At 70.4% G+C, this 26,529-nt stretch carries 23 protein-coding genes and 3 pseudogenes; 15 read left to right on the top strand and 11 right to left on the bottom strand.

Features of this window, described 5'->3' with window-relative positions:
- The first annotated feature begins 29 nt into the window (after nt 1-29).
- Nucleotides 30-242 carry a DUF4287 domain-containing protein gene (locus ACWGN5_RS08280; RefSeq protein WP_453512367.1) on the top strand — a complete coding sequence of 71 codons (213 nt, stop codon included), beginning with the start codon at nt 30-32 and terminating at the stop codon, nt 240-242.
- A 91-nt stretch (nt 243-333) separates the two neighbouring features.
- Here ACWGN5_RS08280 and ACWGN5_RS08275 read toward each other — a convergent pair whose 3' ends face one another.
- The gene (locus ACWGN5_RS08275; protein WP_453512365.1) at nt 334-930 is read right to left on the bottom strand and encodes a hypothetical protein; all 597 of its coding nucleotides are present in this window, start codon (nt 928-930) and stop codon (nt 334-336) included.
- A 3-nt stretch (nt 931-933) separates the two neighbouring features.
- Entirely contained in the window at nt 934-1,533 is a 600-nt protein-coding gene (locus ACWGN5_RS08270; protein WP_453512363.1) for an iron transporter, read from the bottom strand.
- 327 nt (nt 1,534-1,860) lie between these two features.
- On the opposite strand from ACWGN5_RS08270, the gene ACWGN5_RS08265 reads away from it, so the two are divergent.
- Nucleotides 1,861-2,544: a hypothetical protein gene (locus ACWGN5_RS08265; RefSeq protein ID WP_453512362.1), complete on the top strand. Its 684-nt coding sequence runs from the start codon at nt 1,861-1,863 to the stop codon at nt 2,542-2,544.
- Nucleotides 2,545-3,243: 699 nt separating this feature from the next.
- Here the strand turns inward: ACWGN5_RS08265 and ACWGN5_RS08260 are convergent.
- Nucleotides 3,244-3,702, bottom strand: coding sequence for a nucleotidyltransferase domain-containing protein (locus ACWGN5_RS08260; protein ID WP_453512359.1), 459 nt, complete (start codon nt 3,700-3,702; stop codon nt 3,244-3,246).
- A gap of 305 nt (nt 3,703-4,007) precedes the next feature.
- The gene (locus tag ACWGN5_RS08255; RefSeq protein WP_453512357.1) at nt 4,008-4,547 is read right to left on the bottom strand and encodes a GNAT family N-acetyltransferase; all 540 of its coding nucleotides are present in this window, start codon (nt 4,545-4,547) and stop codon (nt 4,008-4,010) included.
- Nucleotides 4,548-4,898: 351 nt separating this feature from the next.
- Between ACWGN5_RS08255 and ACWGN5_RS08250 the strand changes: the two genes are divergently transcribed.
- From ACWGN5_RS08250 to ACWGN5_RS08240, 3 genes and pseudogenes are all read left to right on the top strand, one after another.
- A complete protein-coding gene (locus ACWGN5_RS08250) occupies nt 4,899-5,402 on the top strand; it encodes a MarR family winged helix-turn-helix transcriptional regulator (protein ID WP_453512354.1) in 504 nt (167 codons plus the stop codon).
- Between the two features lie 127 nt (nt 5,403-5,529).
- Nucleotides 5,530-6,672 (top strand): IS701 family transposase, encoded by a 1,143-nt coding sequence (locus ACWGN5_RS08245; RefSeq protein ID WP_453512560.1) that lies wholly within the window; start codon nt 5,530-5,532, stop codon nt 6,670-6,672.
- A 26-nt stretch (nt 6,673-6,698) separates the two neighbouring features.
- Nucleotides 6,699-6,839: pseudogene (locus tag ACWGN5_RS08240) on the top strand (hypothetical protein); the annotation flags it as partial.
- A gap of 187 nt (nt 6,840-7,026) precedes the next feature.
- On the opposite strand, the gene ACWGN5_RS08235 reads toward ACWGN5_RS08240, so the two are convergent.
- Complete coding sequence (locus ACWGN5_RS08235) at nt 7,027-8,751, bottom strand: lamin tail domain-containing protein (protein ID WP_453512352.1); 1,725 nt, start codon at nt 8,749-8,751, stop codon at nt 7,027-7,029.
- 309 nt (nt 8,752-9,060) lie between these two features.
- Between ACWGN5_RS08235 and ACWGN5_RS08230 the strand changes: the two genes are divergently transcribed.
- From ACWGN5_RS08230 to ACWGN5_RS08215, 4 genes and pseudogenes are all read left to right on the top strand, one after another.
- Nucleotides 9,061-9,633, top strand: coding sequence for a Chromate resistance protein ChrB (locus tag ACWGN5_RS08230; RefSeq protein ID WP_453512350.1), 573 nt, complete (start codon nt 9,061-9,063; stop codon nt 9,631-9,633).
- Nucleotides 9,634-9,668: 35 nt separating this feature from the next.
- On the top strand, nt 9,669-10,823 hold the full coding sequence (locus ACWGN5_RS08225; RefSeq protein ID WP_453512558.1) for an MFS transporter: 1,155 nt from the start codon (nt 9,669-9,671) through the stop codon (nt 10,821-10,823).
- Between the two features lie 19 nt (nt 10,824-10,842).
- Nucleotides 10,843-11,178: pseudogene (locus tag ACWGN5_RS08220) on the top strand (ArsR/SmtB family transcription factor).
- 10 nt (nt 11,179-11,188) lie between these two features.
- Nucleotides 11,189-11,886: pseudogene (locus ACWGN5_RS08215) on the top strand (cation transporter).
- Between the two features lie 92 nt (nt 11,887-11,978).
- Here the strand turns inward: ACWGN5_RS08215 and ACWGN5_RS08210 are convergent.
- From ACWGN5_RS08210 to ACWGN5_RS08190, 5 genes are read right to left on the bottom strand one after another with little or no spacing between them, the layout of a single operon-like run.
- Nucleotides 11,979-13,394 carry an MATE family efflux transporter gene (locus ACWGN5_RS08210; RefSeq protein WP_453512349.1) on the bottom strand — a complete coding sequence of 472 codons (1,416 nt, stop codon included), beginning with the start codon at nt 13,392-13,394 and terminating at the stop codon, nt 11,979-11,981.
- 5 nt (nt 13,395-13,399) lie between these two features.
- Entirely contained in the window at nt 13,400-14,437 is a 1,038-nt protein-coding gene (locus tag ACWGN5_RS08205; protein ID WP_453512347.1) for a cysteine synthase family protein, read from the bottom strand.
- 26 nt (nt 14,438-14,463) lie between these two features.
- Entirely contained in the window at nt 14,464-15,825 is a 1,362-nt protein-coding gene (locus ACWGN5_RS08200) for a Y4yA family PLP-dependent enzyme (protein ID WP_453512346.1), read from the bottom strand.
- Nucleotides 15,816-16,838: an ornithine cyclodeaminase family protein gene (locus ACWGN5_RS08195; RefSeq protein ID WP_453512345.1), complete on the bottom strand. Its 1,023-nt coding sequence runs from the start codon at nt 16,836-16,838 to the stop codon at nt 15,816-15,818. The genes ACWGN5_RS08200 and ACWGN5_RS08195 overlap by 10 nt, the downstream gene beginning before the upstream one ends.
- Nucleotides 16,839-16,879: 41 nt before the next feature.
- Nucleotides 16,880-17,875, bottom strand: coding sequence for a TauD/TfdA family dioxygenase (locus tag ACWGN5_RS08190; RefSeq protein WP_453512343.1), 996 nt, complete (start codon nt 17,873-17,875; stop codon nt 16,880-16,882).
- A 354-nt stretch (nt 17,876-18,229) separates the two neighbouring features.
- Here ACWGN5_RS08190 and ACWGN5_RS08185 point away from each other — a divergent pair, with 354 nt between their 5' ends.
- The 5 genes from ACWGN5_RS08185 (at nt 18,230) to ACWGN5_RS08165 (ending at nt 24,326) form a co-directional block, all read left to right on the top strand.
- Nucleotides 18,230-19,789, top strand: a complete 1,560-nt coding sequence (locus tag ACWGN5_RS08185) for an ABC transporter substrate-binding protein (RefSeq protein WP_453512342.1) — start codon at nt 18,230-18,232, stop codon at nt 19,787-19,789.
- Nucleotides 19,774-20,805, top strand: a complete 1,032-nt coding sequence (locus ACWGN5_RS08180; RefSeq protein ID WP_453512340.1) for an ABC transporter permease — start codon at nt 19,774-19,776, stop codon at nt 20,803-20,805. Before ACWGN5_RS08185 ends, ACWGN5_RS08180 begins: the two co-directional genes overlap by 16 nt.
- Complete coding sequence (locus tag ACWGN5_RS08175; RefSeq protein ID WP_453512337.1) at nt 20,802-21,641, top strand: ABC transporter permease; 840 nt, start codon at nt 20,802-20,804, stop codon at nt 21,639-21,641. Before ACWGN5_RS08180 ends, ACWGN5_RS08175 begins: the two co-directional genes overlap by 4 nt.
- Complete coding sequence (locus tag ACWGN5_RS08170; RefSeq protein WP_453512335.1) at nt 21,638-23,176, top strand: ABC transporter ATP-binding protein; 1,539 nt, start codon at nt 21,638-21,640, stop codon at nt 23,174-23,176. Before ACWGN5_RS08175 ends, ACWGN5_RS08170 begins: the two co-directional genes overlap by 4 nt.
- Before the next feature lie 355 nt (nt 23,177-23,531).
- Nucleotides 23,532-24,326 (top strand): fumarylacetoacetate hydrolase family protein, encoded by a 795-nt coding sequence (locus ACWGN5_RS08165; RefSeq protein ID WP_453512333.1) that lies wholly within the window; start codon nt 23,532-23,534, stop codon nt 24,324-24,326.
- Between the two features lie 6 nt (nt 24,327-24,332).
- Here ACWGN5_RS08165 and ACWGN5_RS08160 read toward each other — a convergent pair whose 3' ends face one another.
- A complete protein-coding gene (locus ACWGN5_RS08160) occupies nt 24,333-25,691 on the bottom strand; it encodes a hypothetical protein (RefSeq protein WP_453512331.1) in 1,359 nt (452 codons plus the stop codon).
- Between the two features lie 254 nt (nt 25,692-25,945).
- Here ACWGN5_RS08160 and ACWGN5_RS08155 point away from each other — a divergent pair, with 254 nt between their 5' ends.
- Entirely contained in the window at nt 25,946-26,461 is a 516-nt protein-coding gene (locus ACWGN5_RS08155; protein ID WP_453512329.1) for an ATP-binding protein, read from the top strand.
- Nucleotides 26,462-26,529: the final 68 nt, after the last annotated feature.

Genomic DNA, 26,529 nt, shown 5'->3' with positions numbered 1-26,529 from the left:
CGATCCGAGAGAGAACACGGAGGTGTCCCATGGCCGATGCGGTGAAGGGGCCGGCCAGCTACTTCCCTTCCATTGAGAAGAAGTACGGTCGTCCGATTGACGAGTGGAAGGAGCTCATCCGCTCCTCCCCGCTCGCCAAGCACATGGAACTCGTCAACTGGCTCAAGTCGGAGCACGGCCTGGGCCACGGCCACGCCAACGCCCTCGTCGCCCACACCCTTGCCGAGCAAGCCGGCAAGTGATCGACGGCAGTCGACGGCGAGGCAGTGAGCCACGCCCGGTTCTCGCGGACGCCGCTCATCGACTGAGCGAACGGGCGGACAGTGGGACTCCCTATGACTGGCTGTTGAGGAAGCCGATCAGCGTCGCTCCCCACCAGCCGGTCTGGCTCACGGTGGCGGCGAGGCCCGACTGGACGAGCAGGTGCCGCGGCGGTGTCGTGTCCCGGTACGGCTCCAGGCGCTGGCCGAGCCAGTGCGCGTAGAGGCCGTTGACGGTGACGGCCAGGACCAGGCTCAGCTTCAGCAGCGTGAGCGGTGACTCCAGGTTCGGGCGGAGGAACAGGCCGGTGACGACCAGCCCGGCGAGGCCCAGCCAGATCGGGACCTGGAGGGTGCAGGCGGTGCCGAGGATGTCGGAGAGCCTGCGGCGGCCGAGCAGCCAGAGAACGGCGAACCAGTCGACGGCGAGCACGGCCCCCAGACCGACGACCAACGCCGCGACATGGAGGAATCGGGCCACCGTCTGGAGCGTGGCGTCAGCGTGCACATGGCCGGCCGTCCAGCACGCGCCGGCGATGAAGGCCGAACTCGCCATGCCGAGCGCGACGAGCAGCCACACCGGCGTGTGGGACACGGCCTCCTCCGCGCCCGGCCGGCGGGACGGGGTGGAGGAGGAGGGGGAGAAGGGGCCGTCGGGAATGAGTTCCACGGCTCAGCTCTCGGTCTTCAGCGTGACGTCGGTGAACGTGACGGTGGCCGGCTTGCTCAGCGCGGGCTCCTCGTCGCTCGCACCGTGACGCAGGAACGTCGGCGGCTGGAGAGTTGCCCGCAGCGTGTGCGTACCCGCCTTGGGGATGGAGAAGTTGTCGGCGTAGTGGAAGAAGGTGGAGTGGTAGAAGTTCAGGTCCTGCGCCTGGACGACCTTGCCACCGCCGTCGACGACTTCGAGCCTGACCGGGACATCGGGGACGATGCGGCCGGCGGCGGCTTCCATCGGGATGATCTCGATGTGGTGCGTCTCGCCCTTGGCCGGCTCGCGGTGGACGAGCGAGCCGTGACCGCCGTGTTCGCCCTGGAACCAGGGCTCGGCCGCCTCGACGATGTAGCCGCCCCGGTAGCCGCCGACCGTCGTTTCTCCGCCGAGCTCCGCGATCTCCTTCTCCAGGACCGTGTACTGCTCCACGACGCCGGCGGGGAGCTTCTTCCCGTCGGCCTTGGCCCCGGAGGCGTCGTCTGCCGAACCGTCGCACGCGGTCAGGGGGAGGGCGAGCGGGGCGGCGAGCAGGAGGGAGCGCAGGACGGGTCTTGGCATGGCTGATTTCTTCCCATTCGAGGTTAGGTAAGCCGTACCTAAGGGGAATCTGTATGTCTGCGTCAAGCTGTCTCGCGATGCGAGCACCGCGGCGTCCTGAGCGGCTTAACCGGCCCTCGTGCCTTATGGAAGAAACTTGCGTTAAGTGTGCGCGAGGGGTGTCGACTTGAGTGCGCGATAGATCATTTCAAGCCACCGGGCATCGATGTCGCCGGCCCACCTGGTGAAACGGTGAGGTCCGGGGCGGTGTGAGCCGCTCCCGGACCTCGGGGTGGATCTGTGGGGCAGGGGTCAAGGTCAGGGGATCAGGCGGACGACCTGGGGGTCGTGGTCGCTGCTCTGGTCGGCTTCGGAGTCGACGGCGGCTGGCACAGCGCAACGGTGACTCCGTCCGGCGTCGACGCGACGCTCAAGGGGGACTCCGACAGTACGGGCTCCTGGGAGACACCGAACGGCCGGGTCGACGGCGCCGCCGGCCCCTATCTGATGGCCGGCTGGTACACCGCTGCGGGCAACCCCGCCTCCGCCGTACACGAGCCGGCGACCGGCAAGCTCCGGGCGACTACTCCGTGCGAGAGCACCGGAACCCCGTACAACCTGCGAGCGCCTAAGCGGGCCGATCAGCACGAAACACCTCCGGGCCTGTCCCCCAACGGTGACTACCTGGTCAAGGGCGGCAGCGTTTTCGACCTGAAGACGGGCCAGGGCCACTCCGTCGGCGAAGGGAAGGGCGCCAAGAAGATCACCTTGATCTCCGTCGACGACGACGGCACCGCCTATGGTCTGACCGGGCGGGAGGGCACCGAAGGGATCATGCCCGTCTCAGTCTCGGCCAAGACCGGGACCGCGAAGCCGCTGCCGGTGGCAACCACGATGCCGGACGCCGTTGCCAAGGGAGTCGGCGTGTGCATCACCTACCCCAGTCAGTACATGCGCCTGATCGTGCTCAGCGCTCGAAACTGGTACCGAATCAAGAGACGTGTCGGACAGCTGGCCGCGCGTCCGCCCTGAGCGCATGTGCGCGTCGCCCTCCGCTGCGAGGCAACCGTGCTGATCGCAGCGATCAACGAATGGCTGTGACCAGCACGTGGCCGCCTCTCAAGCCCGCACCGCATTGACCACGGCGTGGCCTGCCGAAGCCGCCCGCCCGTAGAACCCTCGGAGGTCCCTGTGATGGTCGAGGTGTTCCTGCCTGGTCCAGCCGAGGGCACTGAGCCTGGCACCGACAACGTTCCAGAGCTCGTAGAGACAGTCGCAAGGAAGCGCGCGGCCTGCGCACCTCAGGCGGCTCCAGAGGCATCGGCGGGGGATCGGAGGGGTCGGCGTCAGCGGTGTGTGGCATGGGGCGGCCGCCGTAGATCGGCAGAATCCAGGGCTCTTCGGCGTCCGCATCGAGGTATGGCTGCGGTGTACAGGTCGTTGACGGCTTCCCAGCCCTTGTTGATCGAGCAATACCGGCTGCGTACTCGCCGATGTGGTCTTCCCAAGCCTCAGACGTGAACGCAGCGAGCCGGGTGTGGTCGTCCCGGATCTCGGAGTCAGCCACGGCGCGAAAGTGCAGGTAGATGCTCACTCCGACGAGTCCCTCAGCTCGGCGGCCCCCTGGTGGGTCGAACGGACAGAACCTACTTGAGGACACTGACGGCGGCGGCGTCGCCACCGACTCGCGCCATACGTCGGAACTCGCAACACATGCGATAGACCAGTCATCTAACAGGCGGCGAGAAGGTCGGCGAGGATGCCGGCTGGGTCGTGCAGCAAGCGGGCACCGTCAGTAACGACGCGATGTGTTCCAGGATCGACTGGATCTGCCTTTGCCCAGGTCGGAGAGCCAATGCCCATCTCAACCTCCAGGCCATAGGCCGTGGAATGGCGTCGTTCTGTGATCGCTCCCCACGACTGAGCGCGGATCGGTTCGCCCAGGCCGAGCTCCATGGCCCAGGCATCGTCGAGAAGATATCGGGACTCGTCCGTGGTTAGCAGGACGATGTCCACGTCGGAGTCGGGTCGCGCAGCGTTGCGGGCACATGATCCGACCAGGAGCAGACCGACGATGTCTTCGCGACCCCTCGCCCAACGGGTGATGCGACCGATCACCTCGTCGATCTCGGCGATCCGTTCCGGCGACAGCCCGGATCGGCTGCTTGCTGCCTGATCATCACGAACCACCGTAATGCCACCCTTGCCATAGTTGGTTCCTGGCTCCCGACCATGCTAAGTCGCTTCAGAACCTGGGAACGCTCGTCATCCGAGCCGCCGAACAACGGATCCGGGAGCGCGGGCCAGGAAGGGCCGAACTCGCGGTGGAGGAGGCAATCTCCGGGCGTGCGCCATGTACAAGCGTTTGGGCCATGCCGCATACGGCCGTGAGCCGAACGTCCGGGACGAGGAGGCTCGACGGGGTGACCCGTCGCCACGAGACGATGTGCGTTCTTATGCGAAAGGAAATCTGAACCCCGTCCAGCGGCACTCGCTCAACGGGGGCAGCCAGGCTGGTCGTCGCGCAGGTTCCGGGTGTACCAGTCGAAGCGTGTGGCGTCGTTGCTGTGCGACTGATTGCCGGGGGTAAACCCTGCACGTTGCGCGACTGCGGCGGATGCGGGATTCTCCGGATCGACCTGGATGACCGCCTCCTGCGCGCCCGCAGTGGCCGCGTACCGGGATGCCAGGAGGACCGCGCGAGTGGCCAGGCCACGCCCCCTCCAGGACGGATAGAGGCCGTAAGCGACATTCACCTGGTCTGGAGCCAAGCGCTCTCCTGCGAACCGCAAGTCGACCGTCCCCGCGAGCACCTTGTCGGCACCCGCACGGATGCCGAAAGCGCGGAGCGGCCCGGCCATGGCCCACTGCTCATGGCAGTGCCGGAAGTACGCTTCCACGCCCTCAGGCGTACTGGGACCTCCGTTGAGCCAGCGAACCAGCAGCTCGTCCTCCCCCGCGAGATGCGCCTCCACATCGTCCAGGCGCGGTGGCGACAGCGTGACGATCCCGTCGGACAGCTCTGTTTCCTGCATCCGCCGATTCTTGACGTCCAACCCGCGTTGCACCACCGGATTCTGCGGACTGCTGCCAGGCCGCCGGCCTTGAGCCGGCGTTGAGGACCAGATCGGCGCCCTCGTCCTGGTCCTCAACATGCTCGTGCTGTTCAACACCCGCTAGTACTCCAGTGCGGTTTCGTGACGTACCCGCCGGCTGTGCGGGTGAGCCGTCGTCGGCACAGGCCGCGGTGGGCTTCAGCATGACGGCGCGGCTGTGACGGACCCGAAAAGTACGGCGGCCGGCAGTTCCGATGAGAGGCCGGGGCGAGTTGCGGTGAATGTCGCATTCCGATGGTTCGGCGCGCCGGAGGATGTAGCGTCGTGATCATGGAATTACTGACTGGATCCACCACCGACCAGGCGCCGGCGAACCCGGCCGCCACCGATGACATGCTGGCCAATCAGCCGGTCGGCTACTGGTGCGGCCTGACCCAGACGGCCGTCACCCGGCATCTGCGTGACGCCATGGCCAAGATCGACGTCACGCAGCCGCAGTACTGGGTGCTCAACCGTGTGAACGGCGGCCCCGCGGCGCCGAGCCGCGAGGAGGTCGTCGCGCAGCTGACACACCTTGCCGACGGGCCGCACGAGATCGCCCGGGTTGTCGACCAGCTGCTCCACCGTGAGTGGCTCCGGCTCGAGGACGGGCAGCGTCTGCACCTCACGGATGCCGGGGAAGCCGCCAGAGTACGGCTCCGTGAGCTGGCGACCGAGGTACGCGCCGTGGTCCACCAGGGCATCAGTGACGAAGAGTATGTGGCCGCGCTCAAGGTACTGCGCAGGATGGTGGCCAATGTCGAGCGCGACGGGGCTCCCGGTAATCCGTCCTGATCGCCCGGTCTTGTGACGGACCCGGCTGGGAACGGGTACGGCCACCGCACGATCATCGGTTGGTGTGTGGACAAACGAAGATCGTGCGGTGGCCGCGGGCCACAGCGTAGACCCGGCCCGCTGGCGGATGATGTTCGACCAGGTCGTGGCTCGGATCGCGGGCCGCTTCGGTCGAGTTGAGCCGAGGGCGAGTGCCCGCGCCTATCTGCTCGGGCTGCTCTCGCAAGCAGAGCGGAAGAACTGCCGGCAGTTGGCCGAACAGGCTGGTCACGTCCGGCCGGGGCCGATGCAGAGGCTGCTGCGCTACGCCCGCTGGGACGCCGACGCCGTCCGCGACGACATCCGCATCTACGCCGTCGAACACCTCGGCGCCGACGGCGGCGTGCTGATCGTGGACGAGACCGGCTTCCTGAAGAAGGGCCGGGCCTCGGCAGGCGTCCAGCGGCAGTACACCGGCACCGCCGGGCGCATCGAGAACTCCCAGGTCGGCGTCTTCCTCGCCTACGCCACCAGCCGGGGACGGGCACTGATCGACCGTCGGCTCTACCTGCCCGAGCACTCCTGGTGCACCGATCCCGAACGCCGCCAGGCGGCCGGGATACCCGGGACGGTGCGGTTCGCGACCAAGCCCCGTCTGGCCTGGGAGATGATCACCGCTGCCCTGGACGCCGGAGTGGAGGCACCGTGGGTGACCGGCGACGAAGCCTACGGGCAGGACCCCCAGCTCCGTGCCGGTCTGGAGGCGCGCGGGACCGGCTACGTGATGGCCGTCGCCTGCTCAACGCGGGTGTGGATCAACCAGGGCCGCACCCCCGTCCGCGCGGACACCGTCGCCGAACGTATGCCCGCCACCGCCTGGCAGCGGCAGAGTGCAGGCCCCGGCGCGAAGGGGCCGCGCAACTACGACTGGGCCTGGATCCACATCGGCGCCGACGAGCACCGCCACCTGCTCATCCGCCGCAACCGCACCAGTAGTGAACTGGCCTTCTACCAGTGCTGGTCACCCACCACGGCGACCCTTCCGGAGCTGGTACGCGTCGCCGCCGACGCGGCACCGAAGCGGCCCGCCGATCCGCACCGCCCGGCTCGCAGCAGCGGACCGATCTCCTTGACCGTCCCGGAGATCCGCCACATGCTTACCGCAGTTTTCGGCCCGCCGGCCCTGACTGCTGCCAGGCTGTTGCACTGGTCAATCTGGCGCAGATGCCACCAGGCAACAGCCCGACACAGCCACTACCGACGACGATCCGCCGACGAACCTGCTGGATAGATCACGAAACCATACTGGAGTACTAGATGGACGCTGCCCTCACCCAGCTCCACGACGAGGATGTCGCCCGGCGCTCCCCGTTCGTCCGCACCACATCCTTCCAGCTCCCCGACCGTCCCGGCGGAATGCGGCCCTTGCGCGACGAGCACGCCACCGACGACGAGTGACCGCGGCCGGCCGGGGAAGGTCACACCGATACCTCCCCGGGCCGGGCTCGTTGACCAGCCCGCGAGGGCCCGAGACCTGCGCGCGTGCGGAAGAGCTGGGCAGGCCAACGCCTACCGCACGTCGTCTACCAGCACCGGCTCGAACCCTGCTGAGCGATCAGTTCGAAGTCATGCCGTGGATCGGGGCTCAGTACACCGTTCCGTCGGCGTGCTGGCCGGGCGAGCGGGTCAGCGAGCTGATGGTGTTGTGCTTGACCCAGCCGCCGGTCGCCGAGCCGTCGGGGCTGCGGTTGATGGACACGCCGTCGGAGTTCGCCTGGCTTGAGGTGTAGGTCATCGACTGGACCGTCGCTCCGGTCGAATCCCGCAGGATCACCTGGTCACCGCTGTTGGACAGGTTGAGGTCGCCGGTGCTGGCTGCCACCGCCGCGATGCCGCCGGGGATTGCGGAGCCCGCGCCGAACACGGTGATCGCCTTGCCGGGCTGGAGCATCGTTCCGGCCGCGAACGTGTGGCGCACCGCCGTCCCGTCCCGGAGGGTCCAGCCGGCGAGGCTGATGGCCGTGCCGCCGGTGTTCGCGATCTCGACGGCTTCGCCGGCGGTGCTGCTGCCGGGTTCGTTGGCTAGCACCTCGTTGATGATGACGTTGGCGGGTCCGCTGCCGCCGCCGGCGGTGACGGTGACGTTCTGGGTCGTGGTGTGGGTGGCCCCGCCGTTGTCCGTCACGGTCAGCGAGACCGGGTAGGTGCCGGCCGATGCGTAGGTCACGGTCGGGTTCGTCGCCGTCGAGGTCTGGCCGTTGCCGAAGTTCCAGCTGCGGCTCACGACGGTGCCGTCGGAGTCGGTGCTGCCATCGGTGAAGGTGCAGTCGAGAGCGGTGCAGGAGTGCGTGAACGACGCCGTGGGCTGCTGGTTCGCGCCGCCGCCACCGCCGAGGACGAAGTCGTAGCGAGCCAGCACCGGGTAGTGATCGCTGGTCGTCGTCGCGTAGTTCGGGACATACGCCTGGGGCTGGAAGGCGGTCGCCGAGCCGGCGACGTACTTCGCCTGCACCTCGTTGGTGGTGAGCTGGTGGTCGATGAAGTCCGGGTAGCCCGCCGTCGACGCCACGCCCGCCAGCGACAGGGCCCGCGTCGGGTACGTGTACCGCGCCGTGTCGTTCACGAAGTTGGCGTAGGGCGAGGCCTTCTGGGGCGTGATGGAGGTGTCGACGTCGTCGTTCCAGTCGCCGACGACGAAGACGTTCTGTGTGGGGTAGGTCGTGTCGAGGTAGGATTTGAGGGCTTGCGAAGCGGGGTTGCGCAGGTTCCACGCAGCCTCAGTGGCTCCGGACTTCGCGTGCAGGACGATGAAGACGAGGTCGCGGGTGACGCCGTCGAACGTGCCGCGCAGCGTGAACTCCACCGGCGGGCGGCCGGCGAAGTTGCTGTTCTGGTCGGTCAGGATGACCTTCGCACTCACCAGGGTGGCCATGCTGGAGCGCCAGACGAGGGCGACCTTCTGCTCGGTGTTGCCGAAGTCCGAGTAGTACTGCGCACCGTTCGTCACGATCGGGTCGTTGGCCACGACCCCGGTGTACCCGGGCATGCCGGCCACGAGTGTGTCGAACGCCGAGGTGCTGACGACCTCGGAGAGGCCCCACACGTCCATGTCGGCGCCCGCCATGACGTCGTGGACGTTCTGCTGCTGAAGCGCCTCGTCGGTCGGGCCGAAGTCCGGCGCACCGAACCACTCGACGTTCCAGTTGCCGACGTCGAGCTGTGTCGGCGATCCCTGCGACGGAACCGAGGCGGCGGCATGCGCCGCGGGGGCGGTGGTGAGCGCTGCCAGCGTCACGGCGGCGGCCAGGCAGGCGGCGCTGAGCGCGGTGGTGCGGTGGGGACGTCTGACAGGTATGTGACGAGGTGACATGAGGGGTGCCTTTCGCGAGCGGTTGCGGACGGTTCGCGGAGCACCGCACCGGGTGTGTGTGGGGGGACACGCCGTGGCGGCAGGGCAGTTCTAGGCGGGCCGGGTTGCACGCGGGGGACCGGAAGGTTTCCTCCGCATGTCACTTCTACGCGCGTTGCGCAGTGTGCACCGGTCGTCGGGTGCGGCGCCATACCTCCGACAGGGCCCATCTGTTGAGCCGTGCACCCCGCGACTTCTCCCCAACGGGCTCGGACGCCAGCCGATACCCGGAATACGCTGTCCGATGTAACGGCTGCTACATTTCATTGCGTGTCGAACAGTGAACCAACGTCAGGTGAGCGGTGGCTCGTGCTCGTCGTCAAGATCCCCGCCGAACCGTCCCGCCATCGGGTGGCCGTGTGGCGCGAGCTGCGCCGCATCGGCGCGCTGTCGATCGGGCAGGGCGTGTGGGCCGTGCCCGACGTGCCGGTCTTCGCCGGCGGAGTCGCTCGCGCCCTGGAGCTGACCGAGAAGGCCGGCGGCCAGGCCCTCACCCTCAGAGCCGCCGGACGCGGCCCGGACGACGCGGTCCGGTTCCGGGAGCTGTTCACGGCGGCCCGGTCGGCGGACTGGTCCGAATTCCTCGCGGACTGCGGCAAGTTCGAGGCCGAGATCGCCAAGGAGATTCGCAACGCCAAGTTCACCCTGGCCGAGCTGGAGGAAGAGGAGCAGTCCCTGGAGCGGCTGCGGCGCTGGCACCGGGACCTGACCGCACGGGACGTCTTCGGCGCCCCCGAGGCCGCCGAGGCCGGGGCCCGCCTCAAGACCTGCACCGCCATCTGCGAGGACTACGCCGAGCGCGTGTTCGCCGCCCTGCACGAGACCACGGAGGACCTCCGATGAGCACCACCAGTGTCGAGGTGGCGCCCGCCCGCCGCATGTGGCCGCTCTACGCGGCCGGGTTCACCACCGCTTTCGGCGCCCACGGGATCGCCGCCAACCTGGGCGGCTTTTCCGACGACGCCGTCACCTCCCTCCTCGTCCTGGGCGGGCTCCTCGCCCTGTACGACGGCGCCGAGGTCGTCCTCAAGCCCGTCTTCGGCACCCTCGCCGACCGGATCGGCGCCAAGCCCATCCTCGTCGGCGGCCTCGTCACCTTCGCCGCAGCCTCCGCTCTCTACGTCATGGCCGACAGCCCCGGCTGGCTGTGGGCCGCCCGCCTCGGCCAGGGCGCCGCCGCCTCCGCGTTCTCTCCTTCGGCCTCCGCGCTCGTCGCCCGCCTCAACCCGGCGGCCAAGCGCGGGCGGGCCTTCGGCAGTTACGGCTTCTACAAGTCCATCGGCTACACCCTCGGCCCCCTCCTGGGCGGTCTCCTCGTCTGGACCGGCGGCCTGCGCCTGTTGTTCCTCGTGCTGGCCGTGCTCGGTGCCGCGGTCGCCGTGTGGGCCGCGCTCGCCGTTCCGGCCGTACCGCCGCTGCCCAAGCAGCGCCAGACCGTCCTCGACCTCGCCCGCCGCCTGGCCGACCCGGTCTTCCTCGGCCCCACCGCCGCCCTCGCAGCCGCCACCGCCGCCCTGTCCGTCGGCGTCGGCTTCCTGCCCGTCACCGGCGCCGCGGCCGGCCTCGGCACCATCGCCACCGGCGCCGCCGTCTCCGTCCTCGCCGCCACCGCCGCCTTCGTCCAGCCGGCCGCGGGCCGCGCTCTCGACGGCGGCCGGCTCACCACCGGCACCGGCCTTGCCGTCGGCCTGATCCTCACCGCCGCCGGGCTCGCCTGCGCCATGCTGCCCGGCCTCGCCGGTGTGCTGACCGCAGCCGCCCTGATCGGCGCCGGCACCGGCCTCATCACCCCCCTCGGCTTCGCCGCCCTCGCCGCCGGCACTCCCGAGGAGCGCCTGGGCCAGACCATGGGCGCCGCCGAACTCGGCCGCGAGCTCGGCGACGCCGGCGGCCCCCTCCTGGTCGCCGCCGTTGCCACGGTGGCTACGCTCACGTACGGGTACGCGGCTCTCGCCCTCCTCACCGCGCTGGGCGCCACCCTCGCTCTCCTGCGCCGTGCTGCCCCCACCACGGGGAGGGGTGCGGAAGGCTGATCTCGTGCACTCTCATCGTGTGCTGACCATCGCCCCCGGCATCGATGTGCTGGCCCGATTCGGCCGCGCGCTCGCCGACCCGATCCGCTGTCGCATCCTGCTGGCCCTGAGCGACGCTCAGGCCTACCCCTCCGACCTGGCGGACGCGCTCGGAATCTCCCGTTAGCGCCTCTCGAACCACCTGGCGTGTCTGCGCGACTGTGGCCTGGTGGTCGCGGTTCCCGATGGCTGCCGTACCCGCTACGAGCTCGCCGACGAGCGCCTCGGCCACGCCCTGGACGACCTGCGGACGGCCGTGGTGGCCGTCGAGGCGGACCGAACCTGCGCGGACGCCGACGAGAAGGGCTGCTGCTGATGGCCGGGAGATATCGATATCCCTCGGACCGTCTCCGGCCCGCCGTGGCGCCCTCACCGCCGGATACGGATGCTGGTCGCGGCGCCATCGCCTACAACGTCGCGGAGGCGACTGTCGCCCTCACCGCGGGCACGGTGGCCTCGTCGACGGCCCTGATCGGCTTCGGCCTCGACTCGGTCATCGAGGTCGTCGGCCGCCGCGGTCGCCTGGCAGTTCTCCGCACCGGACCATGCGGCGCGCGAGGCCCGTGAGAAGACCACCCTGCGGATCATCGCCGTCTCCTTCTTCGTCCTCGCCGCGTACGTTGCCGTCGAGTCCGTCCGGGCCCTCGCCGGTGTGAGTGACGCCGAGCACTCCACGGTCGGCATCGTTCTGGCGGCCCCCTCCCTCGCCGTGATGCCGTTCCTGTCCGCCGCCCAGCGTCGTGCGGGCCGTGAACTCGGCTCTGCCTCGGCGGTCGCGGATTCCAAGCAGACGCTGCTGTGCACCTACCTGTCCGCCGTTCTGCTCGTCGGCCTGCTCGCCAACAGCCTCTTCGGCTGGGCATGGGCCGACCCCGTCGCCGCCCTCGTCATCGCCGCCGTCGCGGTCAAGGAAGGCCGCGACGCCTGGCAGGGCAAGGGCTGCTGCGCGACCCCCGCACCGACCGGGAACCTCGCCGATGCGGACGCGTGCGGCTGCCGCCCCGGATGCCCCTGCTGTGCGTAGTGCTCCTGGCCGGCACGCCACTCGCTCGGTGCCTTGCATCGAACGAGCGTCGTGCCCCGAGGCATTCGCCGGACGACTGGCGTACGCCTGCCTCACGCCGCCGCCGTCTCCTCCTCATTCTCTTCGGCGACAACACGGGCCGCGAGGCCGCGGTGATAGCGGCGCAGGAGGAGCAAAGCGGTGGCGGCGAGGCCGGTGAGGAGGCCGAGCCAGACGCCGGTGCTGTCGAGGCCGGTGAAACGGCCGAGGATCCAGGCGGTGGGGAGGCCGATGAGCCAGTAGCCGATGAGGGTGACGTGGAAGCCGCCCTTGGTGTCGTCCAGGCCGCGGAGGAGGCCGACGCCGATGTTCTGGGTGCAGTCGAAGAACTGCAGGACGGCGGCGATGAGGAGGAGGTCGGTGGCGATCGCGAGGGCCTGGGTCTCGTCCGGGGAGAGGAAGGGCCGCAGTACGAGTTCGGGGGCGAGTACGTACACCGCGCCGACGACTGCCATGACCGCCGCGGCGCACGCCAGCGCGGTGTTCTTCAGGCGGCGGGCCGCGTCGATCCGGCCGAGGGCCAGCTCCCTGCTGACGTTGATGGACGCGGCGTGGGAGAGGCCGACGGCTATCTGGAAGACGAGGTAGACGAGTTGGTTGACGGCGGTGTGGGCGGCGAGGGCTGCGCTGCCGAACGTACCGACGATGAGGGCGACGACGAAGAAGAAGCCGGCCTCGGAACCGTAGGTGGCGGCGATCGGGGTGCCCAGGCCGGTCAGGCGGCGCAGCGTGTCCGGGCGGGTCTTCCAGATGCGGATGTCGAGGAGCGGGGCCAGCTGCGGGTCGCGGCGCGTGAAGGCGTACAGGGCCAGGCAGGACAGGAGGTACACCAGGGAGGTGGAGATCCCGATGCCGGGGAGGCCCAGCTCGGGGAGGATCCAGGTGCCGTGGATGAGGCCCCAGTTGAGGGCGGCGTTGACGGCGATGGACGCGATCGTGATCTGCAGCAGAGCCTGGGGGCGGCGCATGCCGACGGTGAACTGCCGGATGGCCTGGAACCACAGGCAGGGGATCAGGCCCGGGGCCATGGCGTAGAGGACGGGCTTGGCCGTGTCCACGACGGAGGCGTCCTGGCCGAGCCAGGCGACGGCATGGCCGATGAGGATCATCAGGACGGCGCCGGCGAGGCCGGCGAGGGTGGCGAGGGCGAGGGCGCCGCGGACCAGGTCGCGTACATCCTCGGTGGCCTCGGCGCGTGCCTCGTCGCTGTCGGCCGCTTCGGCCCGGGCGGCCGCGGTGGCCACCTGGTTGCCGACTGCGGTGACCATGCCGACGCCCATGGTGCGCAGCTGGTTGAAGATGACCATGGCGAGGCCGCCGGCCGCGAGCGCCTCCGCGCCCATGAGGCCCATCATCACCGTGTCGGTGGTGGTGAGGGCGACCTGGGCGAACTGGGTGAGGGCGAGCGGTACGGCCAGGGTGGCGAGGGCCCGGCTGTCGGTCAGCAGGGTGCGTATGGGTGTCGGCATCGGTGTCAGTTCCCGCGGAGCTTGGTGAGCAGTTCGTCGATCTCGCGCTCGACCGTGGGGTCGATGAGGTCGCGAGCGTTCATCCAGTCGTCGTTGAAGACGGTGTCCATGTACTTCTCGCCGCCGTCATTGACGAAGGCGACCATAGTGGTCTCCGGCGGGAGCGCCGCCATGCGGGTCAGCGCCTCGTACACGACGCCGCCGGCTGAGCCGCCGATGAGGAGGCCGGTCTTGCGGGCGACGACGCGGGCGGTGGCGAAGGCTTCGATGTCGCCGACCTTGACGCCTTCGTCGATGAGGTCGAAGTCGACGAGGGCGCCGATGGTGGCGCCTTCGGGGGTGCCGGTGCCGGACTGGTAGTAGTCGTGGGCGGGGCCGCCGAAGGCGATGGAGCCCTTCGGCTCGACGCCGATGATGCGGACGTCCGGGACGGTGCGGCGCAGTTCGAGGCCGGTGCCGCACAGGCCGCCGCCGGTTCCGACGGCGCCGATGAGGATGTCGACACGGCCGTCGAGGGCGGCGTCGAGCTCGCGACCGACGGCGTAGTAGCCGACGGCGTTGGCGGGGTTGTTGTGCTGCTCGGTGAAGATGGCGTTGTCGTCCTCGTCGGCCATCTGTTCGGCGTGGTCCTCGCGGGCGGCGGTGGCGAGTTCCTCGGTGCCGTCGTCGACGACGTAGACGAGCTCGGTGCCCATGGCCTTCATGCCGCGCAGCTTGTCGGCGGCGGCGTGGTTGTCGACGACGGCGGTGAAGGTGTAGCCGCGTTCGGCGGCGATCACGGCGAGGCCGAGGCCGGTGTTGCCGGAGGTCGACTCGATGATGCGGCCGCCGGGGCGGAGTTCGCCTGCCTCCTCGGCGGCGTCGATCATGGCGCGGGCCATGCGGATCTTCGCGGTGCCCGTGGGGTTGAACTGCTCCAGCTTGAGCAGCAGGCGGCTGCCGTTTTCGGTGCGGCACAGTTCGAAGAGGGGCGTGTAGCCGATGAGGTCGGAGACGCGGCTGACGACGGCGGGACGCGTCAGGGCCTGGTGCGACGGGGACATGAGGGGCTCCAGCGGTGAGGGGGAGGTCAGGCGGGCGGGCGGCGGTCGAGGCGCCAGCGGATGCGCCCGTCCGCTTCGTCGACGACGACCTTCGGAGGCAGGGGAAGGTCGTGGAAGGGCGACTCGTTGGAGTCCATCTGGTACCCGGCGGTGTTGGGGTAGACGAGCAGGTCGCCCGTGCGGGGCCGTACGGGGAAGGCCACCTTGCGCCAGGTGAGCATGTCCGACTCCAGGCAGGTCGCCCCGCCCATGCAGGCCCGTACGGGGCCGCCGTCCGGCCCGTCGCCCGTGGTGAGGAGTACGGGGTCGGGCAGGTACTCGCTGTTGAACCACTGCTCGGACAGGCTCAGGCTGGTGCCGTCCAGGGTGAGGATCCCGTAGCCGTTCCGCTCCTTGAAACCCTGGACGCGGAAGACAGTGCAGCCGGCCCGGTCCAGTAGGGCGCGGCCGGGTTCCATCAGGAGCATGACTCCCGCCTCGCGGAGCCGGACCGCGAGCGGGGCGCCGGTGCCGGAGGGGCATGCGGCGAGGATCTCCCGCAGCGCGTCGGCGCCGGCGACGGGGGAGTGGTACGGGTAGAAGTCGGCCGTCGCGAAGGTCTTGCCGGCGTGGTAGTCGGCCGGCCCCTGCTCCGTGAGGAACCGTTCCCAGTCGCCGGCCGCCGCGTAGTCGACGGCAAAGCCGCCGCCGATGCTGATCCGGTCGGCCTGCAGGCCCATGACGCGGGCCTTGAGACACAGGTCGACGAGCTCGCCCGCGAGGGCGGCGCGCGGCTGGGTGGCGTAGCCGGACAGGTGGAAGGAGAAGCCCTCCATCCGTACGGTGTCGGCGGCTTCCGCGCACCGCTTCAGGGCCGTGGCCAGCTCGGTGTCGTCCAGCCCGAAGCGGCTGTGCGGCTGGGCCGGGGGGAGGCGGCGCAGCAGCAGCCGGGCCGGGCGGGCGAGCGTTACCGCGAGGCCGATGACCCGGTCCAGTTCGTCCAGGGCGTCGACCGCGACGAGGCAGCTCTGGAGGACGGCGATGCGCAGCAGGTCGTCGGCCTTCGCGGGGCCGGTCACCACGATGCTCTCGCCGCGTACGCCGTGGCCGAGCGCCTCGCGCAGCTCGCCGAGGGACGCCACGTCGACACCCGTGCCGTTCACGGCGCACCGCTCGATCCACGCGGCCGCCTTGTTGGCCTTCTTGGCGTAGTACACGCGGCCGTCGACGCCCGCCTCGTCGAGTGCCGCCCGGAATGCGGCCACGTTGGCGTCGAAGCGTTCGGGCAGCAGCAGGTGGAACGGTCCGCCGAACGCGTACGCCAGCTCCTGCGGCAGGCCGCCGTTCAGGATCGTGTCGAGCCGCGGATCGGGGTGGGCCGGCAGGCTCGGCGGGGGAGTCACTGCCACAGCGGCACCCGCGTTCCGGCGCCCTGGGCGAGGGCGAGCTGCGCGAAGCGGTGGCCGAGGGCGATGTCGGTGACGACGAGACCGCTGTTGTACGCGAAGACGCTCTGGCCGGCGTCGGTACGGCCGGACGCGCGGCCCGCGAGGACCTCGGGGAACTCGGCGTCGACGTCCCGCAGTTCGCTGTTCGCATCGGCCATGTCGGTGCCGGTGACCTTCATCTGCGCGGCACTGGTGGCGATGACCCGGTCGGCGCGGTGGAGCGTGGAGGGCCCGATGCCGTGGCCGACGAGGACGCACAGGGCCGCGGGCTTGAGCCAGTCGGCCTCGACCTCGGCCGGGGTGTTGGGTCCGGCGGTGGCGACGACCACGTCGGCCGCACCGGCCGCGGCGCGCAGGTCGTCGACGATCTCGACCTCGCGGTCGGGGAAGTACGTGTACAGCTGCTCGCGTACGGCCCGTATGCCGTCGGGGTGGGTGCCGTAGACCATCAGCCGGTCGAGCTGGGGCATGGTGGTGAGCAGGAACGGCAGGGCGAGACGGCCCTGCGTGCCCGTGCCGATCACGAGCGCGGTGCGGCTGCCGGGTGCGGCGAGTTCGCGGGCGAGGAGGGCGGAGACTGCCGGGGTGCGCAGGGCGCCGATGCGGCCGCAGTCCATCATGGCGACGGGCAGACCGGTCACGTCGTCGTAGATGGTGAGCGCGGTGTAGTAGTGCTGCTTGTCGCGCTCCTCGTGCAGGCCGTGCTTGTACGAGGTCTTGATGGCGACGACGTTGCGTACGCCGTCGCGGCCGAGCATCGCGTACGAGACGGAGTGGCCGTCGGCGGGCTTGACCGTCAGCTTGCGGGGGTTGTCCGACTGCCCGGCGGCGAGGGTGCGGTACGCCTGCTCGACGACGTCGACGACGTCGGTCAGTGTGATGTCGATGCCCGCGATGTCGCTGGTGCTGAGCACGCAGAGGCTCTTGTCGTCGGCGAGCGCGGTGGGTTCGGTGGGTTCGGTGCGGTCGGTCATGGGGTTCCCTCTTCGTCCGGTGGTGGGAAGGCGCGGGCGGATTACGCGTACGCCTGGATCGCGGCCTGGCCGTAGCCGTGCTCGTCTGCCTCGGCGGCGGGCCTGGTGCGGCGGCCGGGCACGCGTACGGAGGCACGCTTGAGCCAGCGGTCGGTGCCGTCGTAACGGGCCTGGAAGGGCACGCGGCCGTGGACGACGAGGTCGTTGTCGACGACCAGGACGTCACCGGGCTCCAGGCTGACGGCCACGGAGACGCGGGCGAGTTCGTCCGCCAACCGGCCGTAGGCGGCCCGGTGTTCGGCAGTGGAGTCGTCGAGGGGCGTGTAGGCGGGGTCGAAGCGGAGGGTGAGGCCGTCCCCGGAGTCCCACACGGTGGGCACCTTCGGCGGCGGGCCGTCGAAGCCCTGCGCCTCGGCGTAAGCGTCGTCGGGCAGGATCGGCAGCTCCGCCCGGGACAGCAGCGCCACGTCCTCCTCGGCGAGCCGCACCTTGCGGATACTGGCCGCGGTGGTGGCGATCCGGTCGTGGTTGCGCATGCAGCCGAGCATCAGCAGGTGGGCGCGGCCGGGGTGGAAGGCGTCCTCGGTGTGCGGGCTGAGCAGGACGGCGCTGCTGGCGCCGGTCTGCTCCTGCTCGTGGCCGGGGCTGGGGACGATGTTGTGGACGAACCGGCCGTCCTGCTGGCCGGCCCAGGCGATGGGGTTGCCCATCACCGTGGAGAGTAGGAGCAGCATCACGTCCCACACGGCGGCACTGTCGCCCGCCGCTGCCCAACTCAGCGGCGTGGGGCCGATTTCCGCGTCGTCGACGGGAAGGCCACGGAGCACGAACAGGCCGTCCTCGGTGTCGACGGGCCGGCAGTGGTGACGAATCGTTTCGCTCAAGCCTGCCGCCGTCTCGGCGACGCGCTCAAGGAGCTCGGGCCGGGTGGCCGAGCTGCCGCACTCGTCGAGGATCTTCTGCGCCGCTCGGGTCAGTTCGTCGGTCGCGGCGGAGTCGAGCGCACGGACAGGGGCGGGTGCTGGCGCCGGAGTCATGGCTGGGGTGTTCCGTTCCGTTGCGGGCGTGCGGGAGAAGACCGGTTCGAGGCCGGAAGAAGGCATGCGAGAAGAGGCCCCCGGACAGAAGCGGGGCCTGAATGACGTGGCTGCGTCAGTGGTCGAACGGGAACGTAGCAGCGCGAGTAAGGTAAGGCAAGCCTTACCTGTGGATATCAAGTCGCCTTTGCCGGACGTTAGTTCAGTGTTAAATCGCCTGGTCAAGACCAATGTGCGGTGCGTACCGGACATTTCCAGCGGTAAGCGATTGTCTACTTGTCACGGCCCTGGCTCTTAGGGTAGGCACACCTAAGTAACGCCGATTTTTCGGTCTGAACGATCAAGGACGGACGCGTGGAACTGAATCGACGGCAACTGCTGTGGGCCGGTGGCGGTATCGGCGCGGCGGCCTTGCTGGCCGCCTGCGGATCCGACGGCGACACGTCGTCCCCGAAGGCGGGCAAGGACTCCCCGGCCAAGCCGAAGGCCGGCGGCACGCTGCGCGTCGGCGCGCTCGGCCGGGCGAACGCCATCACGCGTGACCCGCACGGCAGTCAGGCCAACGAGAGCGACTACCTCATCCTCTCGCTCGTCTACGACACGCTCACCATCCCCGGCGCCAAGCCGAACACCCTCCCGCGCCTCGCGTCCTCCTGGACGTCCTCGGACGACATGAAGACCTGGCGCTTCACCCTCGCCAAGGGCGCGAAGTTCCACGACGGCACCCCTGTCACCGCCGAAGACGTCGTCTTCTCGCTTCGTCGGCTGCGCGGCACCCCCTCCGGCGCTTCCCGCCTGCCCGGCATCAAGGCCGAGAACATCAAGGCCGAGGGTGCCGACACCGTCGTCCTCGTCTCCGACTATGCCAACGCCGAACTCCCGCTGCTCATGCGCCTGACGACCTTCGTCGTAAAGAAGGGCACGACGGACAAGGACATCGAGAAGGCGCCCGGCACCGGCCCGTTCAAGCTGGAGTGGTTCCGCGGCGGCAACGCCCGCCTCGTCCGCAACGACGACTGGTACGGCGGGAAGGTCCTCCTCGACGCCGTCGAGGTCAAGATCTTCGAGTCCCCGCAGGCCATGGCCAACGCCCTGCTCGCCGGCCAGATCGACCTCGCCTCCAACGTCGGCGCCGTCGCCGCCCGAACCGCCGAGGCGCGCAAGGACGTCCAGGTCGTCCGCCGCCCCCATGACATGGCGATGCCGATCGTCATGCGCACCGCCCCCGGTTCTCCCTTCGCCGACCCGAAGGTGCGCGAGGCGCTGCGCCTGGCCGTCGACCGCGAGGCCATGGTCAAGCAGGTGCTGTCCGGGTACGGAGCTGTCGCCAACGACATCCTCGGTACCGGTGACCCCGCGTACGCCAAGGACATCCCGCAGCGCGCCCGTGACCTCGCCAAGGCCAAGTCGCTGCTCAAGGAGGCCGGTTTCGACGTCTCGAAGACGTACGAGCTCATGACCACCGAGGACATCCCCGGCCTCGCCGAGATGGCCACGCTCTTCGCCACCCAGGTCCGCGAGGCGGACGTGAAGATCAAGGTGGTCAAGCAGGAGTCGGGCGCCTTCTGGGACAAGACCTGGCTCAAGGGCGACCTCTACACCACCTACTGGGGCACCAACGACTCCGTCGTCTTCTTCGCCAGCAAGGTCCTGGTCTCCGAGAGCGGCCAGAACGAGACCGGCTGGAAGAACCCCGCCTTCGACACCGCCTACCGCAAGGCCATGGCCACTAAGGACCCGGCGGCCCGCGCCGCGCTGCTCCACGAGGTGCAGAAGCTTCAGTACGACTCCTCCGGCTACCTGCTGTGGGGCATGGCCGACGGCATCGACCTCGCCGCCTCCGCCGTGCAGGGCCTGCCCACGCTCCCCGGCTACGGCCGGGTCCAGCTCGAGCGGGCATGGCTGAACCGCTGACGGACACCGCCGGACAGCCGGGTGCCGGGACGGCCGGAGGGAAGACCTCCGCGCCGTCCCGGCCCCGGCCGTTCGCGGCTGTCCGCCTTTTCGGTCTGCTCGGCCTCCTCGCGCGCCGGGCCCTGTTGCTCGCCGTCCTCCTGGCCACGCTCTTCGCCGCCGTCGAGCTGCTGCCCGGCGACGCGGCGACAGCTACGGCCGAGCGCGGCGAGAGCGCGGACGACATCGCCGCGCGTCGCCAACTGCTCGGCCTCGACCGGCCGGTGCTCGAACGGTTCGCGGACTGGATGACCGGTCTGCCCACCGGGGACCTGGGGACGTCGGCGCGCGGCGAGGAAGTCGCCGACCTGCTGTCCCGCCCCTTCCCCAACACGCTCCTGCTTGGCGGTATGGCCCTTCTCGTCACGCTCCTTGCCTCACTGGCCCTGGGCGGCTGGGCTGCGCTCCGGCCCGGCGGAAGGACGGACCGGGCGGTCTCCGGCAGCGCGACGGCCATACTCGCGCTGCCCGAATTCGTCGTCGGAGTCGCCCTCGTCCTGGTCTTCGCCCAGTGGCTGGAGTGGCTGCCCGCGGTGACCCTCGCCGACAGCGACGGTGCGCCCGCGTCCTGGCAGATGCTCGTGCTGCCGGTCGTCGCGCTGTCGATCCCGCAGATCGGCTGGAACACCCGGATCGTGCGGGCCTCGCTCGCCGACGAGGCCAGGGCTCCGCACGTGGAGACCGCCGTCCTCGACGGACTGCCCCGCCACCGCGTCCTCCTCCACCACGTGCTGCCCGGGGCGCTGCCCGCCATCGCCGCCGGCCTCGCCACCTCCACCGGGATGCTCCTGGGCGGTGCGGTCGTGGTGGAGACCATCTTCAACTACCCCGGTCTCGGGGCCGTTCTCGCCGGAGCCGTCACCGACCGCGACAGCCCCGTCATCGCCGGAGTCGTCGCCGTCACCGGCGCGGTCATCACCGGCGTATTCCTACTCGCCGACCTCGTCCGGGCCTGGGCATCCGGAGGACGCCTGTGACCACCGCACTTCCCGCACGCCGCACCCGCCCCGTACAGGGCAGGCTGCTGCGTACCCTCCCGGCGCTGCTCCTGCTTCTTCTCGCCGTGGCCGGGCCGTGGCTGGCTCCGCACGCCATCGACGCCCCGATCACCGCCCCGTACGCGAAAGCCGGCGACGGAGCCCCGCTCGGCGGCGACCAGCTCGGCCGCGACGTCTGGACCCGGCTGCTCGCCGGCGGCCGCGAACTCATCGCCACCTCCCTCGTCGTGGCTGCGCTCGTCACCGTGACCGCCTCCGTCCTGGGCACGGTCGCCGCCCTGCGCCCGAGGATCGGACGCGCCATCGACCGCGCGGCCGACGTCCTCATGCTGCTGCCGCCCGTCCTCGGCATCCTCCTGGTCGCCCTGTCCTGGCCGACCGGCGGGCGCATCGCGCTGATCGCAGCCGCTTACGTGCTCGGCGTGCCGTACGCGGTACGGCTGGTGGCCGCGGCCGCCGCGCCCGTCGTGGCGTCCGGCTACGTCGAAGCGGCGGCGGCCGGAGGAGAACGCCTCGGCTACCTCGTGGTCAGGGAAGTCCTGCCCAATCTGCGCGCCACCCTCCTCGCCCTGTTCGGGCTGCGGTTCGTCGCCGCCGTGTACGTCGTCGCCACGGCCGGCTTCCTCCAGGTCGGGCCCCAGCCGCCCGCCGCCGACTGGGCGCTGATGATCCGCGAGAACGCCGGCGGCATCCTCCTCAACCCCTGGGCCGTACTGGCCCCCAGCATCGCCATCGGCCTGCTGGCCATGAGCGTCAACCTGGCCGCTTCCGCGCTCGTCTCGCCCGGCGGCCGCAAGGCGGTGACCGCGCTGTGAACCACATGCCCCGCTGGTACGCGGACCAGCAGATACCCGAGGGAGAGACCGTCGTACGCGTCGACGGCCTCACCATCGCCGGACCCGACGGCCGCCTGCTCTTGGAGAACGGCGGCCTCGAACTCCGCACCGGCCGCGTCGTGGCCCTCACAGGCCCCTCCGGCTGCGGGAAGACGACGCTGCTGCGGGCGGTCGCCGGCGTCCTGCCGCCGGGCGCGCACCGCACGGCGGGCACCATCGACGTCCTCGGCGACGACCCGTTGTCGCTCCCGGACGCGCAGCTGAGAGAGCTCCGACGCCATCGCCTGGCCTACGTCGGCCAGGACCCCGGCTCCGGCCTCAACCCTCGGATGACGGTCCGCCGTCTGCTCGCCGAGGTGGCTGCCGACCGAAGCCCGGAGGCACTGCGCGCCCTCCTCGCCGAGGTACGCCTCCCCACCGACGGAGACCTCGCCGACCGCCGCCCCGGCGGCCTCTCAGGCGGCCAGCAGCGCCGCGTCGCCCTCGCGCGCGCGCTGGCCCGCCGCCCCGTCGTCCTTCTCCTCGACGAACCCACCGCCGGCCTGGACACGAACCTGCGCGACGAGATCGGGGACCTCCTGGGGCACCTGGCCGAGCAGCACCGGATCGCCATCGCCCTGTCGTGCCACGACGCGGAACTCGTCACCCGACTGGCCGACGAAGTCGTGGAACTGCGCCCGCGAATCCGTACGGCGTCGGCGTCCGTCCCCGGCCCCCTCTCGACCCGCCCGTCATTTGCCGCAGACAAGCCCCCGGTGCTGACGGTCACCGGTCTCACGGCCGCCTTCACTCACCGCGGTCGCAGGATCCCCGCCCTGCACGGCATCGATCTCACCCTCCCCAGGGGCGGCAGCCTGGGCGTGGTGGGCGCCTCGGGCTCCGGCAAGACCACGCTCATGCGCACCGTCGTCGGCCTCCATCGCGCGACCGGCGGCACCGTCACCCTCGACGGCGCCCCGCTTCCCGCCTCGGCGACTCGCCGCACCCGCGACCAGCGCCGCGCGATCCAGCTCATCCCGCAGAACCCCCTGGGCACCCTCAACCCCAGCCGGACGGTCGGCTCGGCCATCCGCCGCCCGCTCACTCTCCACGGCCGCACCCCGCGCGCGGCGAGAGACGAACGCGTCTTGGCACTTCTCGAACAGGTCGGCCTCCCAGCCGACTTCGCCGCCCGCTACCCCCACGAACTCTCCGGCGGCCAGCGTCAGCGCGCCTCCATTGCCCGAGCCCTTGCGGCAGACCCGGACATCCTCGTGTGCGACGAGGTGACCTCCGCCCTCGACGCCGACACGGCCGATGCTGTCATGAACCTCCTCGACGAACTCCGGGCCACACGCGACCTCACGCTCGTCCTCATCAGCCACGACCTGCAACTCCTGGAGAACCGCACCGACACCCTGCTCGTCCTGTCCGAAGGCCACGCCGTCGAACAAGGACCCACGACACGCCTCTTCTCCCAGCCCACCCAACCGGCGACAGCCGCCCTGCTGGGAGTCACGGTCCCTGCCGACTGAGCCAAGCGCACTCCGCATCGCGCCGGGCGGGTGTCAGCGACCCGCATGAGAGAGGGGCGACCTCGCCCGCCTCATGCGGGGCGTCGCCGAGGACCCCAAGGCGTTCGGTGTCATATACCACTCGCAGAGCGTGGTGATCGCCGAGAGGCTGAACAGCTTCCCGCCGGACTCGTTCCGCAAGGAGGCCCCCGAGCTGCGCGCCTGGGTCTCGCGTGGATGGAGATCTACATCGAGAACCTGGACTATGAGCAAGCCCGGGTGTCCCTCCGAGCTTTCTGACCGCGACCGGCCGATGGCTCTCCCGGGCTTGTCCGAGAAAGGCCGCCGTACCCTGGAGCGAAGGTACGGTTCAGACATGAGGCTGACGGGTGAATCGCAGCGGCTGGCCAGGTTCGAGTGGAAGGGCGACGTCCTTCACGGGCGCCTCATCGCTGAGGACGGGGGCGACGTCCTGGATGTGCTGAGCGCCGATCCGGTGAGGGGAGCGACGGAGGCCACGGGCCGCCGCGTTCCGCTCCACGACGTACGGCTGCTCGCCCCGGTCAGCCCGGGGAAGATCGTGGCGGTCGGCCGGAACTACGCCGACCACATCGCCGAGTTGAGCCTGGACACGCCGGCCGTACCCCGGCTCTTCTTCAAGCCGCCGTCCGCCGTGATCGGCCCCGGGGAGCCGATCCGCTACCCAGCTCAGTCGCACGAGGTGCACTACGAGGCCGAGCTCGCCGTGGTCATCGGACGCGCGGCTCGCGACGTGCCCGCCGAGCACGCGCTGGACTACGTCTTCGGCTACACCTGCGCCAACGACGTGACCGCGCGGGACATCCAGCGGGAGGACGGGCAGCCGTCCTGGGCGAAGGCGTTCGACACGTTCTGCCCGCTTGGTCCATGGATCACCAGCAGCCTCGACCCGACGAAGCTCGTCGTGCGCTGCGAGGTGAACGGCGAGGAGCGGCAGTCGGCCGGTACGGACACCATGCTGCATCCGGTCGCGTCTCTGCTGGCGTACATCACGGCGGCGGTCACGCTGGAGCCGGGTGATGTGCTGCTGACGGGCACGCCGGCCGGGGTGGGCCCGGTCGTCCCGGGCGACGAGGTGGTGGTGCACGTCTCCGGGATCGGCGCCCTCGTCAATCCTGTGGTCGGCCGGTAGCTCGGGTTAGGCTCGCAGCAGCTCGGCGAACTCCCTGCCGGCGGGGAGCTGGGCGTGTCCGGCGGTGCGGCTGAAGTCGGTGGCGTACTTCATGACCATGCCGGTGCGGTGTTCGTCCGGTAGGCACGTGAGGGCCTGCGTGGCGCTGCGGTACGCCTCCTCCGGCTCGCCGCTTTGGGCCAGGCACGTCGCGCGGTCCAATCGGATCAGGGTCGGGTCGAGATACTCGGTGGGCGGGTAGAGGTCGAGGGCGCGGCGCTGAACCTGCCAGGCGTCCTCGGTGCGGCCCAGGTGCGTCCACGCGTTGCCGAGGTGCCAGAGGAACTGGCGTTCGGTGTGCCCGAAGGAGGGGTCGTCGCGGTCCTCGGCGGTCAGCCGACCGAAGGCGTCCTCCGCCTGGCGCAGCAGCGGCAGCGCCTCGTCCCCGCGTCCCATGCGGGCGAGCGCGCGGGCCTCGACGAGCAGGCCGCGGGTGGTGGCGGGGCCGATGGTGTCGCCCAGGATGTGCCGCGCTCGGGCGGCCTGCTCGTGGGCGGAGGCCGGAGTCCCGTAGTAGAGGGAGACGATGGCCGAGCGTACGGTGAGCGCTCCTTCGAGCTGGTTGTCGCCGGCCTCCGAGGCGGCGAGGCGTCCGGTGTGGAACCAGCCTCGGGCCTCGCGGTGGGCGCCGAGAGCGGAGGCGAAGATCCCTGCCAGGGCGGCGAGCTGGGCTGCGACCCGGCAGAGGCGTCGGCGATAGCGGATGGGCTGCCGCTGTTCCAACAGCCGCTCCACCTCGGTGAAGTCGGCGAGGACATCGGCGAGAAGCCGGTGAGGCGGCACGGTCTGGTAAGCATGCGCGTACTCGTACGCGGTGGTCTCCCAGCGTTCCAGAGTCGCCGGCCCGACGGCCGACGACTCCAGCGCCAGGTCCATGCGCTGCCGTGCGGCGGCCATGACCTCCAGGGCCGATTCCGTGATGCCGAGGGTGGTTCCGACGACAAGCCCGCGGATGAGGGTTCGCCGCTTCATCTCGTCCTCCTCCAGGAGCACGTTCGCCCCTGTCTCGGACGCGTGCTTCGGCTCTTGCTCGGTGCGTGTCGGTGGGGTGTCGGCGGTCGCTACCAGCGGCGAGGGGTCTGCTAAGGCGAGCAGCTTCTCGGCCGTCCAGCCCGGGAACATGCCCTCGAGTGCCTCGCACGCCTCGGCGCGCGGCACGCCCTTGATCTGTCCCGTGCGCCACCGGTCGTACTGCTTGCGCTGTGGTGTGACGTCGTCTAGGCGCAGGTCGGCGCAGACCTTGCGGAACTCGCGGCCGAACCGTGCGTATCCCCAGCCGCGTTCCCGTACGAGCCTGCCGAACACCGTCAGCTGTCTGTCGCCCACCGTGCCCCCCTTCGTATGGACGCCGTCAGGCCCTCCGCCTGTACGCGGCGATTGTCGATCACCTACCCGCCCGGCGGCCGGGCAGGACGCACCCGAGTCCCAGAAGACCACGGCAGGACCCGCCGGGGGCCGGAACGACGAGATCGGGGCCATAGGAAAGTCCGTCGGCCCGCCGTCATCGTTCGGTGACCGCGACGGCGTGGCCTCCCGGCCACGTCTCGCCACCAGGATCGGACATGCGGAAGGGCTGGGCGATGGCGTCCTCGATTGCCACCTCGATCATCAGCGCGAGCCTCACGGGCTGCCGTGGCGTCCCCACGGCCGGCAGCAGCGCGCGCATAGCGCCGTCGCCCGTGGACGTCTCCTTCGTCAGCGACGCCTCGCGGGTCTCACAGGCGCGGCGCATCGGAACGGCCTGGCTGCGCGCCCTGTGCCAGGTGCCGCAGGCGCGGGTCGACTCCGCCGAGGTGGTGATCTCGGAACTGGTCGGCAACGCGGTCGTCCACGGGACGAGCGAGGCCGTGGGCCTGCGCATGCGCCGCGTGGGCGACGAAGTCCGCCTGGAGGTCGACGACGGTTCGCCGTCCGAGGTACCGAGACCCAGGCGGGCCGGGGCCGAGGCGGAGCAGGGGCGCGGCCTGTGGCTGGTGGACGCGCTCGTGACTGAGCTCGGCGGCAGCTGGGGGTTCACCGACGACGGCACGGTCGCGTGGTGCGTCTTCCCGGTCATGCGGGAGCCCTCTCCGACGAACCGGGGCCGGGCGGCATGAGCCAGGCGGTCAAGGCCCCGTCGTGGCGGGTCCCGCCCGGCGCCCGGGTCGTCGTGTACGCGTGTCTC

The sequence above is a fragment of the Streptomyces sp. NPDC055815 genome (assembly GCF_053616475.1).
Note: the sequence above shows the minus strand (reverse complement) of the source record. Positions and strands in the feature narration are given on the sequence as shown.